The following is a 15,804-nucleotide window of genomic DNA, read 5'->3' on the forward strand; positions in this document are numbered from 1 at the left end:
CCTTGTGGCAAAATCCGGCGCTTGTTTTTCATTGTCTTTCCCTCTTTGTCGCCCAACAGATGCCCGAGACCTCCGCTACCACGTCCGCCACCGCACCCGCCGTCGACCAGGCCCGCATCATCGCGCAGCTCGCCACCGAGCTCGGCGCACGGCCCAACCAGGTCGCCGCCGCGGTCGAATTGCTGGACGATGGCGCCACGGTGCCCTTCATCGCGCGCTATCGCAAGGAAGCCACCGGCGGCCTGGACGACACCGTGCTGCGCAATCTGGAAGTCCGCCTCGGCTACGTGCGCGACTTGGAAGAACGGCGCGCCGCCATCCTGGAATCCATCGGGCAGCAGGGCAAGCTGACGCCGGAGCTGCAGCAGGAAATCGCCACCGCCGACACCAAGCAACGTCTGGAAGACCTGTACGCGCCCTACAAGCCCAAGCGGCGCACGCGCGCCCAGATCGCCCGCGAAGCGGGCCTGGAGCCGCTGGCGGAAGCCATCCTGGCCGATACCGCATGCGACCCGGCCGTCCTGGCGCAGCAATATCTGAATCCGGAAGCCTCGATCAACGACGCCAAGGCCGCGCTGGACGGCGCGCGCGACATCCTGGCGGAGCGCTACGCGGAAAACGCCGACCTGCTGGCCGACCTGCGCGAATACCTCTGGTCGACCGGCCTGCTCTATTCCAAGATGGCCGAAGGCAAGGAAACGGAAGGCGCCAACTTCCGCGACTGGTTCGACTTCAGCGAGCCGCTGCGCACCCTGCCCTCGCATCGCGTACTGGCGCTGCTGCGCGGCCGCCAGCAGGGCGTGCTGGAGCTGCGCCTGGGCCTGGAAGCGGAACAGGAAGCCCTGACCCCGCATCCCTGCGTGGCGCGCATCGCGCGGCTGCTGGCGCTGGGCCCCAAGCTGTTCGACATCGACGCCACGCCGCGCAACCGCTGGCTGGGTGAAGTCTGCCGCTGGACCTGGCGCGTCAAGCTGCTGTCGGCCTTCGAAAGCGAACTGGTGGGCCGCCTGCGCGAAAGCGCTGAAGCCGAGGCCATCCGCGTGTTTTCCGCCAACCTCAAGGACCTGCTGCTGGCCGCGCCTGCCGGGCCCCGCGCCGTGCTGGGACTGGATCCCGGCATACGCACCGGCGTCAAGGTGGCGGCCATCGACCAGACCGGCAAGGTCGTGCAGACCGCCACGGTCTATCCCTTCGAGCCGCGCCGCGACCGCGAAGGTTCCATCGCCGCGCTGGCCGCCATCGCGGCCAAGCACAAGATCGAACTCGTCGCCATCGGCAACGGCACGGCGTCGCGCGAAACGGAAAAACTGGTCGGCGAGCTGATGTCGCGCTTCCCCGAACTGGGACTGACCCGTGTCGTCGTTTCCGAAGCAGGTGCGTCCGTGTATTCCGCATCCGAACTGGCCGCGCTGGAATTCCCCGACCTGGATGTCAGCCTGCGCGGCGCGGTCTCCATCGCCCGCCGGCTGCAGGATCCGCTGGCCGAACTGGTCAAGATCGAGCCCAAGGCCATCGGCGTGGGCCAATACCAGCACGACGTCAACCAGCGCGAGCTGGCGCGTTCGCTGGATGCCGTCATCGAGGACTGCGTGAATGCCGTGGGCGTCGACGTGAACACCGCGTCGGCCGCGCTGCTGTCGCGCGTGTCGGGACTGAATTCTTTGCTGGCCAAGAATATCGTCTCGTGGCGCGACGACAATGGCGCATTCGCCTCGCGCGATGCGTTGCGCAAAGTGCCGCGCTTCGGCGACAAGGCGTTCGAACAGGCGGCCGGGTTCCTGCGCATCCTGAATGGCGAAAACCCGCTGGACGCCTCGTCGGTGCACCCGGAAGCCTATCCCGTCGTGGAACGCATCCTGGCGAAGATCCAGTCCGACGTGCGCAAGGTCATGGGCCAGCGTGAAGCACTGAAAGGCCTGTCACCCGCCGAATTCACCGACGAGCGCTTCGGCGTGCCGACGGTGCGCGACATCTTCGCGGAACTGGAAAAGCCGGGCCGCGACCCGCGCCCGGAATTCAAGACCGCGCAGTTCAAGGAAGGCGTCGAAACCCTGAACGATCTGCACGAAGGCATGATCCTGGAAGGCGTCGTGACCAACGTCGCCAACTTCGGCGCCTTCGTCGACATCGGGGTGCATCAGGACGGCCTGGTGCATATTTCCGCGCTGTCGGAGAAATTCGTCAAGGATCCGCGTGACGTGGTGCGGGTCGGGCAGACCGTGCAGGTCAAGGTGCTGGAAGTGGACGTCGCCCGCAAGCGCGTGGCCCTGACCATGCGCCTGAACGACAGCGCCGCGCCGGCACGGCGCGGCGGAGCCGCCGACAACCGCGCGGCCGGTTCGCCCAAGCCGGGTGGCGGCGACCGCTCGCGCCGCAACGGCCAGGACAACCGCGGCGGCGGCGCGGCAGCCGCCGGTGGCGCGATGGCCGACGCCATGGCGCAGGCGCTGGCCAAACTGAAACGCTGAAGGCGCGGGCCGGCGGGGCTGTCGCCGGCCCGCCTACAGCGGCTGCGACAAGTGCTGCTCCGACAGTGGACGCATTGCCTCGTAGCGGATACGCCGCATGATGCCGGGCCCCAGGTTGGCACGCGCATTGTCCAGCAGCGCCGCGTCGGCGGGATCCAATCCGAGCCCGTCGACGGCCGCCTGCAGCAGTCCATCGAACTGGGCGGCCAACTGCCGTTCGGCTTCCTCCTGTGCCCGCGCATACGCCGCGGCGTCCCTGCGCTTCAGCAGCGTTTGCCACGGCTCGTAATCCAGCACCAGGAACATATCGAAGTCCGCGCGTTCGCGCACCTGCACGGTTTCCCGCGCCTTGACCAGGTCATGGGGCGTGACCAGCGAAAGCTCGTAGAAACGCATCATGGGCGCGACCGTGGTCAGGTCCAGCGGCTCGCGCAAGCGCACCAGATAAGCCAGGTACAGCTCCACCGGATCCGGTACCGTGCGTCCGCGCTGCTGACGGGTGGCGAACTCCGTCAGCACGTCGATGCGAAACATCTCGCGGGCGATGTCGACCGCTTCGTGCACCCGCTCGTCGTACAGACCCCGTCGGATATCGTCGTTGCGGCGCAGCTTCTGCATATCGTTCCAGGCGACGGTGATGCGGTCCTCGCAGGTCTGGGTGGCCCCATTGCAGACGAGCAGCGTATCGTCGAGCAGCGCCTGCCGTTCCGGCTTCGAGAGCTCGGTCAGCCAGTCCTCCACCTGTGCGCGAAACCCGGGGTCGCGGAAGCTGATCGTCATGCGCAGCTTGTCCACGAACCCGGCGAATTCGACGACGTCGTCGCGCGAACCCAGCGCCCGGTCGATCGCATCCCAGCGGGTCCGGGCCTCCTGTGACGGATCGCTCCACCAAACCCGGGTGACTTCGGCCAGCGTGCGTCGGCGTCCCATCGGCTGCCCTTCGGCCGGATTGAAGAATATGCGCGGGCCGGCGTTTCCGACGGCAATGATGGGAATGGTGCCGGGGGCAAGCGGATTGCCGTCCAGATGTATGGTGCAGGACGCCAGGTCGACGATATTGCTAGGCAACAGCTCGATGGCGTTGTACTGCGCGGTGAGCAGGGTCAGGCGTCGCGGCAGTTCGTCCGGCAGACGCTGGAGCCGGTTGCGCGGAACGATCAGCATTTCCAGGTCGCGCGGCAGGTCGGCGGGCAGGCTTTCCAGCCGATTGGCGCCAGCCTCCAGGACGCGCAGGTGCGTCGGCAGGTCCGGCAGGCCGTCCAGGCTGTTCCAGGAGACGTCGAGCTCGATCAACCCGTCAGGCAGCGTCGGCAGCCGCTCCAGGCGATTGTGCGATACGTGCAATAGGCGCAAGCTCGCAGGCAGGCTGTCCGGCAGGCTGGCCAGGACGTTGCTGGACGCATCCAGCAGCTCCAGTCCCGCGGGAAGCTGCGCGGGCAGCGAAGGCAGGTCGTTATGCGCTATCAGCAGTTCCTTCAAGCCGTCGGGCAAGGTAGGCGCGACCCTAAGCCGGTTGCCCGTCAGTCCCAGGCGCGTCAGGCCCGGCGGAAAAATCAGCGGCGCGTCCGCCAGGCGGTTGTTGCTTACGTTCAATTCCTTCAGGCCCGCCGGCAGGTTGCCCGGCAGTTTATGCATGCCGGTCGCTTCCGCATCGAGGATCGTCAGCCCGGCGGGCAGATTGCGCCAATCGTTGATGAAGTTGTTGGAGACATCCAGGACACTGATATCGCGCGGCAACGGCGGAATGCTGTCCAGGTTCCGATGGGAGAGGTTCAGTTTCAGGTCCAGCCGGCTGTGCTGATTGCGCAGCACAGCCTTGATCGTCGAACGGTCCAGGCCGCCATAGCAGGCCATCTCGCGCAGTTGCAGCCGCAGGTGCCGCACGGTCAGCCTGCGGGGCGTGGGGATCGAGGTGTCCACCTCTCCGTCCAGCATGAGGTCTGGCGGCGACATGGGATCAAGCGCCAGCCATTCGGCCCACGCCTTTTCCAGCCGCGCGTTCATCGGCGGCCGAGCCTCGGCCAGCAAGCCGTCGAAGGGATCCTGGTTCTGCAACAGGCCGGTCATGTTGTTGTAGACGGCCGCCAGCTCATGCACGACCGATTGGGTGTCGCCATATCTCAGCGCTTGCAGGTCCAGGTGCCAGGTCCTGCCCGGCTCGGGACGATCCAGCGCGGGCCGGACGGCGCCAGGAATCGCCGGGTCAGGCAGCAGCACGATCTCCGGCGCCTGCCCCAGCCACTCATGGCAGGCGCTCATCGCGTTCAGGATCGCCCTGCCCCGGTCGTCACCCGCGATGCGGTCGAACAAGACCGCCACCAGCTCGGCCTGTTGCGGCGTGCCGTTGCACATGCCCGCGATCATTGCCTGGCGCAGCCGTGCCAATTGCACGGCATCGGGCAGCAAGGACACGTCGGCCGCGGCGGCGGCGGCGATCCTGCCACGGCCCCGTACGCCGGGCCGGCTCCACGACGGCCCACCACCCGCCAGTCCTGGCGGCGCTGCCTGGCGCCACAGCCTTTCGGCGTGGTCATATACCAGGCGGTGAGCGATCACGTCGGGCACCACGCCGGCCGGCGCCACGGCGCGCCAGATCGGCCGCGTGGACGTGGATGCGCCGGGATCCTGCACGACCCTTACGTAATCGGTATCGAGGCGGGCATAGGCCAGGCCATCCACCGTGACGGTGCCGTCCGGGCCGGCGCGGCGGCTGTCCAGGACATGCCGCAGCCGGGGCGACGCGACCCGGTAGCGCGCCAGGCTGGCGAGCGGCATGGTCTGGTAGAGCCAGCCTTCGCTGTCTGCGACCAGCAGCGCGCCCGTGCGCTGGCCGGTGGCGTCCATTTGCGTGTACGTGCCGCGGGTGCCGTACGGCAGCAGGCCCAGCGTGCCCCCTTGCAAGCTGCGCGCCGTCACCGATGGCAAGGGCACAATTGTGTCGGCGGTCCGCGCCACGGCGCCGCCGGCCATGCGTGCGGCGGGCCCGGGTGGCACGGCGAACACGCCAGGCGCGGGCGCTCGCGCGGCGGCCAGTTGCCATACGCCGTCGGGGATGGCCGTGCCTCTGGTGCGCACCGCCATCCTTTCCAGCATTTCCGCCAAGCGTGGCGCCGCGGTGCGCATCGCCTGCGCGATGCGCGTGACATCCAGTGGGCGTACATGCCCCAAAGCCTGCATCGCCGTGCGGCCGATGTGCGTACGCAGGCGTTCGCGCAGCAAGGGCAGGTGTCCCGCCATGCGCTGAACGCCACGCCAGCCCTGGCGCGCGCCGATGCCGCCGAAGCGGGCGGCCAGCGACAGCCACGGCTTCGCGGACCGCACCGCCGCGCCCGCGAGCCGAAAACCCATGCCGATCTGCGGCAGCAGGGTCAGCACATCCAGGCTACCCTGCACGATGGCCGTGGGAATGTCTCCCTTGCGCAGCGACACGATCATGGCGCGGAAAGGAATCTGGTCCAGCAAGGCATCGATGGTCTGCTCGGACACCGTCTGCCCACGGGCGCTTTCGCGGCCGCGCTCGATCTCGGCGCGGAACATGGCGACCGCCCAGTCCCGCATGGAATCCGACGGACCGGACGCGGCCTCCCGCACATGCACACGCGGCAGCCAGCGTCCCGCCCCACCGGGCAGGCGCGCACGGGCATCGGCATCGTCGAACGCGAGCTCCCGATGGTCGGCAAGCCAGGCCTCGAAGGACTGGCCCGCCGGCAACACGTGCACGGCGCCGGTTCGCGTGGAGACGAAGCATCGATGCGATCGGGTGCCGACCTGCATGGCGACCAGGCAACCCTGCGTGGCGACGCTGCCATAGGCGTTGGAGAACTGCGCCATGCCCCCGCCCGCGCCTGGAACGAAATAGCGCTTGGTGGCCCGCGACACCGCCACCGTCGCGCCGGCCAGTTCGATGCCATGTTCCCTGGCATGCAGGCGCAGCCGGGTGGAAAGCCACTGCCCCAGCAGCGCCCCCGTCCGCTCCCGATGCGCGTCGTAGCGTTGCTGGAATTCCGCATCCAGCGATGCCGGCAGCGCGCGCAGCATACGCGTGGCCTGCTCGTCCGTCGGCCGGCCGCCGCCACGGAGCCGCATGCCGCGAATATCCGCGGCGCTCAACTTGTCGTAGTTGAAGTAGTAGTCCGCGGCCTTGTGTTGGCGCAGCAGGGGCGGCGACGACGCCGACACGCTATGGCGGGCGTGCATGTGAAGCTCGCCCACGGGCGCGCCCGGATCGATGCCCTGCTCGCGCAACAGGGTCGCGGCCAACGCCTGGCGCCCAAGCAGCGGCGGCTCCGCCGCGAGCGCATCCAGCGCCTGGTAAAGATCGATCTCGTCCTGGAATTCCGACCGCAGATAAGTCTCGACCTCGGTAGCGATCCTTTCAGGATCGCCCGAGGCCCATGCCGCGCCGTCGATCTTCCCTTCCAGCCCTGCGACGGCGATGAGTATGTCATCCGCCGTGCCCGACAGAATGTGATCGGCCACCGTCTGGCGGCCGAGTTCCATCAGCGTTTCGGCATCGAACTCGCGCGTGTCCAGACCGAGCTCGCGCGCCGCCGCCACGCCTGTCCTGTAGGCGATCCGTTGCCGGCCATCCCGAGCGATCTCCGGCGGCACGGCGATATCCGGCCACGTGGGCATCGCCGGCGACGCGACAGGCAGGGAGGCGGCAAGCAGCTTCCATGCATCCACCAGCGTCAGGTCTGGCGCCGCGGATGGCGCCGCGCTGGATGGCGCCGCGCCGGCCGCCGCGCGAACCTGGGCGAATGCGAGGGTTGTTTCGCATACCAGGGCCCCAGCCGGCTCCGCGCCCGGCGTCCTGGCCGCGGCCCCTTCCGGCCCTGGCAAGGTGCCGACCGCGCACGTGCTCCCTACTTGCGTACTCACTGCCACCCGACCCACCCCGAATACCGTAAGACCGGCGCGGGGGCGCCGTATCGAGGCAAGCTGAGTCAGCGTAGGAAATTACGGGTTCCGGCAAAGACCCGTACCGGGCTACGCGTCTCCCGCGAGGACGTTCAACGCTTCACGCGTCCGCGCGAGCCTGGCGTCGCGCGCCCCGGGATCGTCGGCTTCCGTCCCGTATGCCACGGGCGTATCGTCGAGCAGCGCCGCATAGGTCTTGCCATCCGCGCGCAGCGAGGCCGCTTCGCCCTGCAGGCGGCGCATCGCGGCGCCGGCCTGCTTGGGGTCGGCATAGGGCACCGAGCACAGCAGCTCTTCGCCATCCGCGCCCAGCAGGCGGAAGCGGAAACTGCCGTCGGGGTCACGGAAGCTGACGAAGCGCGGCGTGCGCCCGGCCGCCTTCTTGCCGCCAGCCGCCGCCGCGGGGGCCTTGCCCCCGCCCAGCCTGCGCAGTCCCACCGCGTCGCGCAACTGCGCCATGAACGGGACGGCCAGCTTGCGCGCTTTTTCCGCGCCGGCCATCAGGATGTCTTCGATGCGTTCCGGCGCCGCCATCAACGCGACATAGCGTTCGCGCATCGCGGCCAGGTCATGTTCCAGCAGATCGCACAACGCCTGCTTGGCATCGCCCCAACCCATGCCGTCCTCGAGGGCCTGGCGGAACTCCGCCGACGCCGGCGCGGATGCGAACGCCCGATACAGCGTGTACAGGTGTGAGTTCTCGGCGTCCTTGGGCTCGCCCGGCTGGCGCGAATCCGTCACGATGCGCATGACGGCGGAACGCAGCGCCGAGGCGCCGCCTTCGAACAAGGGGATGGTGTTGTTGTAGCTCTTGGACATCTTGCGGCCGTCCAGGCCCGGCAGCGTCGCGACTTCCTCGGCGATCACCACCTCCGGCAGCACGAAATAATCGCCGCCGTACAGGTGGTTGAAACGCTGGGCGATATCGCGCGCCATTTCCAGGTGCTGGATCTGGTCGCGGCCCACCGGCACCTTGTGCGCGTTGAACATCAGGATGTCCGCCGCCATCAGCACCGGATAGGAAAACAGTCCCATGCTGACGCCATCGTCCGGATCGACGCCCTTGGCGGTATTCTGGTCCACCGACGCCTTGTAGGCATGCGCGCGGTTCATCAGCCCCTTGGGCGTCACGCAGGTCAGCAGCCAGCACAGTTCTGGAATTTCCGGGATATCCGATTGCCGATAGAAGGTGACCCGTTCCGGGTCCAGCCCCGCCGCCAGCCACGTCGCCGCGATCTCCAGCCGCGAGCGCGCCACGCGCCCCGGATCCTCGGTCGTCTTGATCAGCGCGTGGTAGTCCGCCAGGAAGAAAAACGCATCCACGCCCGCTTCTCGACTGGCCTGGATGGCGGGGCGGATGGCGCCGGCATAGTTGCCCAGATGGGGCGTGCCAGAGGTCGTAATGCCGGTAAGGACGCGGGTATTCATGGCTGCGGACGGAAAAAAGCAAAGGGCAAGTTTACAGCGCGACCGTATCGCGCCGGACCGAATCCAGGTATTCCTTGGATTGCATTTCCAGGATACGCGACACGGTGCGGTGGAATTCGTTGGCCAGGGAGCCTTCGGTATAGAGCTCTTCCGGTTCCACGGCGGCGGACATGATCAGCTTGACGCGATGGTCGTAGAACACATCCACCAGCCACGTGAAGCGGCGCGCCTCGGATGCGTTGCGTGGCGCCATCTTGGGCACGTCCGACAGGATGACCGCCTGGAACCGGCTGGCCAGTTCCAGGTAATCGTTCTGCGAACGCGGTCCGCCGCAAAGCGTCGCGAAGTCGAACCACACCACGCTGCCCGCCAGCGCCTTGGCCTGCAGTTCCCGGTGCTCGATATGCAGCACCGGCTTTTCGGGCGGACGGTCGGCCAGCTTGTCGAAGGCGGCCTGCAAGGCGGCATCCGCCTCCGGTCCCAGCGGCGTGTGATAGGCCTTCACCTGCTCCAGCGAGCGCCGGCGGTAATCGACGCCCGCATCCACGTTCAGCACATCCATGCGGGCCTTGATCAGCGCGATCGCCGGCAGGATGCGTTCACGGTACAGCGCTTCCGGATACAGCTTGTCCGGCTCGTAGTTGGACGTCATCACGAAGGATGTGCCGTTCTCGAACAGCTTGAGCAGCAGCCGGTGCAGGATCATCGCGTCGGCCACGTCGGACACGTGGAACTCGTCGAAGCAGATCAGCCGGTAACGCTTGGCGATGCGGCGCGCGACTTCGTCCAGCGGGTCCTGCATGCCTTTGACGTCCTGCATTTCGCGGTGCACGCTGCGCATGAATTCGTGAAAATGCACGCGCGTCTTGCGCACCACCGGCACCGTTGCGTAGAAGGCGTCCATGAGGAAGCTCTTGCCGCGTCCCACCCCGCCCCACAGATACACGCCGCGCGGCACGTCGGGCCGGTTCAGCAGCTTCTTCAGGGCGTTCGAACGCAGGGCCTTGAAACCCACCCAGTCGTCGTAGTACTGCTGCAGCCGATCGACGGCACGCTCCTGGGCCGCATCGGACTGGTAGCCGCGCTCGGCCAGCGCGTGGTCGTAATACTCACGGACATTCATGGGCTAATCCCGGAAGCCAAAGAAAAAGGCGGATCGTCGCCAATCCGCCCTGCCTGCCTGGAAGGCGGCGTGATCAGAAGTTCAACGTGCGCTTGTCCACGGCCAGCGCCGCTTCCTTCACGGCTTCCGACAAGGTCGGGTGCGCGTGGCAGATGCGGGCGATGTCCTCGGCGGCGCCGCGGAATTCCATGATGGTCACGGCTTCGGAAATCAGCTCCGACGCCATGGGGCCGACGATATGCACGCCCAGGACTTCATCGGTCTTGGCATCGGCGATCACCTTGGCGAAACCGGTGGTGTCGCCCAGCGCGCGGGCGCGGCCATTCGCCAGGAAGGGGAAGCTGCCGGCCTTGTACTCGCGGCCTTCGGCCTTGAGCTGCTGCTCGGTCTTGCCGACCCAGGCGATTTCCGGCGAGGTGTAGATCACCCACGGCACGGTATCGAAGTTCACATGGCCATGCTGGCCGGCGATGCGCTCGGCCACCGCCACGCCTTCTTCCTCGGCCTTGTGCGCCAGCATGGGGCCGCGCACCACGTCGCCGATGGCCCACACATTGGGCAGGTTGGTCTTGCAATCGGCATCGACCGCGACAAAGCCCCGCTCGTCCAGCTTCAGGCCCACCGTATCGGCCTTGAGGCCGTCGGTATAGGGCACGCGGCCGATCGAAACGATCAGCTTGTCCACCGTCAGGGTCTGCTGCTCGCCCTTGGCATCGGTGTAAGGCACCGTCACCGACTTGGCGCTGGCCTTCACTTCGCCGATCTTCACACCCATCTGGATGTTCAGGCCCTGCTTGGTGAATACCTTCAGCGCTTCCTTGGCCACCTGCTGGTCGGCCGCCGCCAGGAACTCGGGCAGGGCCTCCAGGATGGTGACTTCAGCGCCCAGGCGGCGCCACACGCTGCCCATTTCCAGGCCGATCACGCCGGCGCCGATCACGCCCAGCTTCTTGGGCACGGCGCCGATCGCCAGCGCCCCATCGTTGGACAGGACGTTCTTTTCGTCGAAGGGCAGGCCGGGCAGCGCGCGCGCCGCCGAACCCGTGGCGACGATGATGTGCTTGCCCACCAGGTCTTCCTGCGCCGTGCCGGTCACCTTGATGCCCCAGCCGCCTTCCATCTGGCCGGCGAATTCGCCCTTGCCATGGAAGAAGGTGATCTTGTTCTTCTTGAACAGATACAGGATGCCGTCGTTGTTCTGCTTCACCACCGAGTTCTTGCGGCCCAGCATGGTGTCGACCTTGACGCTGGCGCCCTTGACTTCGATGCCGTGCTCGGCAAAGTGGTGGTTCAGCTGCTCGTAGTGCTCGGACGATTGCAGCAGCGCCTTGGACGGAATGCAGCCGACGTTGGTGCAGGTGCCGCCGGGCGCGGGGCCGCCCTGCGCGTTCTGCCAGGCGTCGATGCAGGCGACCGACATGCCCAGTTGCGCGGCGCGGATGGCGGCGATGTAGCCGCCAGGGCCCGCGCCGATGACGATGACGTCGAATTGTTTAGACATGGATTTCTCGCGAGTTGGTGCGGTGCGGACCGGCGTGACGCCGGCCGACCGGCGGGGTGTAGCGCAAGGCGATGGACTTGTAACGCCGGACCCGACAAGGCGCGAAACGCGCGCGCATCTGGCCCAGGCCCTGGCCGCGGTTCCCGGCGCTGCCGCCGGGACCGCGGAGCGGCTTACAGTTCCAGCAGCAGGCGTTGCGGATCTTCCAGCGCTTCCTTCATGGCGACCAGGCCCAGCACGGCTTCGCGGCCGTCGATGATGCGGTGGTCATAGGACATGGCCAGGTAGTTGATCGGGCGGATCACGATCTGGCCGTTTTCGACCACCGGACGTTCCTTGGTGGCGTGGATGCCCAGGATGGCCGACTGCGGCGGGTTGATGATGGGCGTGGACAGCATGGAGCCGAACACACCGCCGTTCGAAATGGAGAACGTGCCGCCGGTCATTTCCTCGATGCCCAGCTTGCCTTCGCCAGCGCGCTTGCCGAAGTCGGCGATGGTCTTCTCGATTTCGGCGATGCTGAGCTGGTCGGCGTTGCGCAGGATGGGCACCACCAGGCCGCGCGGGCTGCCCACGGCGATACCGATGTCGAAGTAGCCGTGATAGATGATGTCCTTGCCGTCCACCGAGGCGTTCAGCACCGGATACTTCTTCAGCGCGGCAACGGCGGCCTTCACGAAGAACGACATGAAGCCCAGCTTGACGCCGTGCTCCTTCTCGAACTTCTCCTTGTACTTGTTGCGCAGGTCGATGACGCCCTGCATGTTGACCTCGTTGAACGTGGTCAGGATGGCGTTTTCCTGCTGCGATTGCAGCAGGCGCTCGGCGACGCGGGCGCGCAGGCGGCTCATCGGCACGCGCTGTTCGGGGCGGCCGTCCAGCGACAGCTGGGTGGGGGCCGGCGCGGGCGCCGCGGCGGCGGCGGGCTTGGCGGCGGGAGCGGAACCCGCTTCCAGGGCGTCACCCTTGGTGATGCGGCCACCACGGCCTGTGCCGGCGACGCCTTCGGGCGAAACGCCCTTGTCGGCCAGGATCTTGGCGGCGGCGGGCGAAGCGACCGCGGTCGACGCGGCGGGCGCGGGCGCGGGGGCCGGCGCGGCGGCAGCGGCCTGGGCGGCCTTGGGCGCTTCGGCGGCGGGCGCGGACGTGGGCGCGGCGGCGGCGGCCTTGGCTTCCGTGTCGATCTTGGCGATGACTTCGTCGGACGTCACGGTGCTGCCGTCGCCCTTGACGATTTCGGCCAGCACGCCCGACGCCGGAGCCGGCACTTCGAGTACGACCTTGTCGGTTTCGATTTCGATCAGGATCTCATCCGCCTGAACGGCCGCGCCAGGTTGCTTTTTCCAGGTCAGCAGCGAGGCTTCCGACACGGATTCGGACAACTGGGGGACTTTGACTTCGATTTGGGCCATTTTTATTCCGTAAAGTGATGTTCGTGTGATCTACGCGCGTGCGTCCGCCGCGGCGGACGCACGCTGGTCGCGCCAGCGCTTACTTGGTCAGCATGAAGCCCTTGTACTTGGACGCCAAGGCTTGTTCCACCAGCGCCTTCTGCTGTTCCTGGTGCTTGGCCAGGTAGCCGACGGCGGGCGAGGCCGACGCGGGACGGCCGGCATAGGCCAGCTTCTGCCCTTCGGCCATGTTTTCGTACAAGTGGTGCTGCACGTAGAACCACGCACCCTGGTTCTGCGGTTCGTCCTGGACCCAGATGACTTCCGTGGCCTTCGGATACTTGCGCAGTTCCGTCTCGAACGCCTTGTGAGCGAAGGGATAGAGCTGTTCGACACGGATGATCGCGACGTTGTCCAGGCCCCGTTCCTTGCGGGCATTGACCAGGTCGTAATAGACCTTGCCGCAGCACACCAGCACGCGCTTGACCGACGCGTCCTTGATGTTTTCGTCCACTTCGCCGATGACGGGTCGGAAACCGCCGCCGGTCAGGTCGGACAGCGGCGAGCCGGCATCCTTGTTACGCAGCAGCGACTTGGGCGTCATGATGATCAGCGGCTTGCGGAAGGGCCGGATCATCTGGCGGCGCAGCAGATGGAAGATCTGCGCGGCGGTGGTGGGCTGCACCACCTGCATGTTGTTGTCGGCGCACAGCTGCAGGAAGCGCTCGATGCGGGCGGACGAGTGTTCCGGTCCCTGGCCTTCGTAGCCGTGCGGCAGCATCATGGTCAGGCCGGACTGGCGGCCCCACTTGGCTTCGCCGGCGCTGATGAACTGGTCGATCACGACCTGGGCGCCGTTGACGAAGTCGCCGAACTGCGCTTCCCAGATGGTCAGGGTGTTCGGTTCGGCGCTGGAAAAGCCGTATTCGAAGCCCAGCACCGCTTCCTCGGACAGCACCGAGTCGATCACCACGAAAGGCGCCTGGCCTTCCGACACGTTCTGCAGCGGGATGTAGGTGCCGTCGTTCCAGCGTTCGCGGTTCTGGTCGTGCAGCACGGCGTGGCGGTGCGTGAACGTGCCGCGGCCCGAATCCTGGCCGGTGATGCGCACAGCGTAGCCGGACGACACCAGGGTCGCGAAGGCCAGGTGTTCGCCCATGCCCCAGTCCAGGTTCAGTTCGCCGCGCGCCATGGCGCGCCGGTCGTTCAGCAGGCGGTTCACCAGCGGGTGCACCGTGAAGCCTTCCGGCACGGTGGTGATGCGTTCGCCGATACGCTTCAGTTCGGCCAGCGGCACGCCGGTGTCGGCCTGGTCGGTCCACTTGGCGCCCAGGTAAGGCGACCAGTCGATCGCGTACTTGCTCTTGTAGTCGGTCAGCACCGGCTCGATGGTGCGGTGGCCGTCTTCCATGAGCTGGCGGTAATCCTTCACCAGCTGGTCGGCCTCGGCGTCGGTCAGCACGCCCTGCGCCACCAGCTTGTCGGCGTAGGCCTTGCGGGTGCCCGGGTGGTGGCTGATCCGCTTGTACATCAGCGGCTGGGTCAGCGACGGAGTGTCCTGTTCGTTGTGGCCCAGCTTGCGGAAGCAGACGATATCGACGACGACGTCATGATGGAACTGGGCGCGGTAGTCCAGCGCCAGGCGCGTCACGAAAACGACCGCTTCGGGATCGTCGCCGTTCACGTGGAAGACCGGCGCTTCGATCATCTTGACCACGTCGGTGCAATACAGCGTCGAACGCGAGTCGCGCGGGTCGGACGTCGTGAAGCCGATCTGGTTGTTGATGACGATGTGCAGCGTGCCGCCCGTGCCGTAGCCGCGGGTCTGCGCCAGGTTCAGCGTTTCCATCACCACGCCCTGGCCGGCGAAGGCGGCGTCGCCGTGCACCAGCACGGGCAGGACCTGCTTGCCTTCGTGGTCGGCGCGGCGTTCCTGGCGGGCACGGACGCTGCCCTCCACCACCGGGTTGACGATTTCCAGGTGCGACGGGTTGAAGGCCAGGGACAGGTGCACCGGGCCGCCGCGCGTCGACAGGTCGCTGGAGAAGCCGTTGTGGTACTTGACGTCGCCATCGGTCAGGCCTTCGGCGTGCTTGCCTTCGAACTCGGCGAACAGGTCACCGGGCATCTTGCCCATGATGTTCACCAGCATGTTCAGACGGCCGCGGTGGGCCATGCCCACGACGATTTCCTGCACGCCGTTCTCGCCGGCGTGGTTCACCACTTCGTCCATCGACGCGATGAAGCTTTCGCCGCCTTCCAGCGAAAAGCGCTTCTGGCCCACGTATTTCGTGTGCAAGAAGCGCTCGAGGCCTTCGGATTCGGTCAGCTGCTGCAGGATATGGCGCTTATGCTCGGTGGACACCGGCGGCGAGCTGAGCGTGGATTCCAGGCGTTCCTCGATCCATCGCTTGACCGCCGGATCCGAGCAATGCATGAACTCGGCGCCGATGGTGCGACAGTAGGTGTCGCGCAGGCTCTTGAGGATATCGCGCAGCGTCATCGTGCTGGCGCTGGTGAAATACGTGTTGGTCGCGGAATAGACCTGGTCCAGGTCGGCTTCCGTCAGGCCGTAGAACGACGGATCCAGCTCGGGTATCGTCGGGCGTTCCTGGCGCTTGAGCGGGTCCAGGTCGGCGTAGCGCGAACCCAGCGTGCGGTAGGCGCCGATCAGCTGCTGTACCGACACCTGCTTGGAAGCGACCGACAGGTCGGGTTCCTGGGCACGATGGACGAAGCCGTTGGTGCGCGCGCGCTGGGCGAACGACGCGACGATGGGAGCGTGGGCCTGGTCGCGGGTGGTTTCCTGTCCGTCCGTGGCGGGCAGGTGCTGCAGCGAATCGAAATAGCTGCGCCAGTTATCGCCGACCGCGGACGGATTGTCGAGATAAGCTTCGTAGAGCTCTTCGACGTAGGGAGCGTTGCTCCCGAACAGGTATGAGGAGGACTTGGATTCGATCTCTGTGGACATAT

Annotated in this window: 7 protein-coding genes; 1 reads left to right on the forward strand and 6 read right to left on the reverse strand. The window is 66.9% G+C overall.

Annotation, left to right across the window (positions count from 1 at the left end):
- Nucleotides 1-59 precede the first annotated feature (59 nt).
- Nucleotides 60-2,468, forward strand: a complete 2,409-nt coding sequence (tex, locus tag CAL12_RS19195) for an RNA-binding transcriptional accessory protein Tex (protein WP_086066093.1) — start codon at nt 60-62, stop codon at nt 2,466-2,468.
- A 33-nt stretch (nt 2,469-2,501) separates the two neighbouring features.
- Here tex and CAL12_RS19200 read toward each other — a convergent pair whose 3' ends face one another.
- The 6 genes from CAL12_RS19200 to CAL12_RS19225 all read right to left on the reverse strand — a co-directional run bounded on the left by CAL12_RS19200 (nt 2,502) and on the right by CAL12_RS19225 (nt 15,802).
- Complete coding sequence (locus CAL12_RS19200; RefSeq protein ID WP_157793031.1) at nt 2,502-7,349, reverse strand: NEL-type E3 ubiquitin ligase domain-containing protein; 4,848 nt, start codon at nt 7,347-7,349, stop codon at nt 2,502-2,504.
- A gap of 108 nt (nt 7,350-7,457) precedes the next feature.
- Nucleotides 7,458-8,816 (reverse strand): tryptophan--tRNA ligase, encoded by a 1,359-nt coding sequence (locus CAL12_RS19205; protein WP_086066095.1) that lies wholly within the window; start codon nt 8,814-8,816, stop codon nt 7,458-7,460.
- 31 nt (nt 8,817-8,847) lie between these two features.
- Nucleotides 8,848-9,939, reverse strand: coding sequence for a cell division protein ZapE (gene zapE / locus CAL12_RS19210; RefSeq protein WP_086066096.1), 1,092 nt, complete (start codon nt 9,937-9,939; stop codon nt 8,848-8,850).
- A 73-nt stretch (nt 9,940-10,012) separates the two neighbouring features.
- Complete coding sequence (gene lpdA / locus CAL12_RS19215; RefSeq protein ID WP_086066097.1) at nt 10,013-11,440, reverse strand: dihydrolipoyl dehydrogenase; 1,428 nt, start codon at nt 11,438-11,440, stop codon at nt 10,013-10,015.
- Nucleotides 11,441-11,613: 173 nt separating this feature from the next.
- The gene (gene odhB, locus CAL12_RS19220) at nt 11,614-12,852 is read right to left on the reverse strand and encodes a 2-oxoglutarate dehydrogenase complex dihydrolipoyllysine-residue succinyltransferase (RefSeq protein ID WP_086066098.1); all 1,239 of its coding nucleotides are present in this window, start codon (nt 12,850-12,852) and stop codon (nt 11,614-11,616) included.
- Between the two features lie 79 nt (nt 12,853-12,931).
- Entirely contained in the window at nt 12,932-15,802 is a 2,871-nt protein-coding gene (locus tag CAL12_RS19225; RefSeq protein ID WP_086066099.1) for a 2-oxoglutarate dehydrogenase E1 component, read from the reverse strand.
- Between the last annotated feature and the right edge of the window lie 2 nt (nt 15,803-15,804).

The organism is Bordetella genomosp. 8, assembly GCF_002119685.1.
Taxonomy (GTDB): domain Bacteria; phylum Pseudomonadota; class Gammaproteobacteria; order Burkholderiales; family Burkholderiaceae_B; genus Bordetella_C.

What these genes read in the sequence shown, in the direction of transcription:
- tex (WP_086066093.1), top strand. Translation starts at nt 60, where the DNA reads ATGCCCGAGACCTCCGCTACCACGTCCGCCACCGCACCCGCCGTCGAC.
- CAL12_RS19205 (WP_086066095.1), bottom strand. Translation starts at nt 8,816, where the DNA reads ATGAATACCCGCGTCCTTACCGGCATTACGACCTCTGGCACGCCCCAT.
- zapE (WP_086066096.1), bottom strand. Translation starts at nt 9,939, where the DNA reads ATGAATGTCCGTGAGTATTACGACCACGCGCTGGCCGAGCGCGGCTAC.
- lpdA (WP_086066097.1), bottom strand. Translation starts at nt 11,440, where the DNA reads ATGTCTAAACAATTCGACGTCATCGTCATCGGCGCGGGCCCTGGCGGC.
- odhB (WP_086066098.1), bottom strand. Translation starts at nt 12,852, where the DNA reads ATGGCCCAAATCGAAGTCAAAGTCCCCCAGTTGTCCGAATCCGTGTCG.
- CAL12_RS19225 (WP_086066099.1), bottom strand. Translation starts at nt 15,802, where the DNA reads ATGTCCACAGAGATCGAATCCAAGTCCTCCTCATACCTGTTCGGGAGC.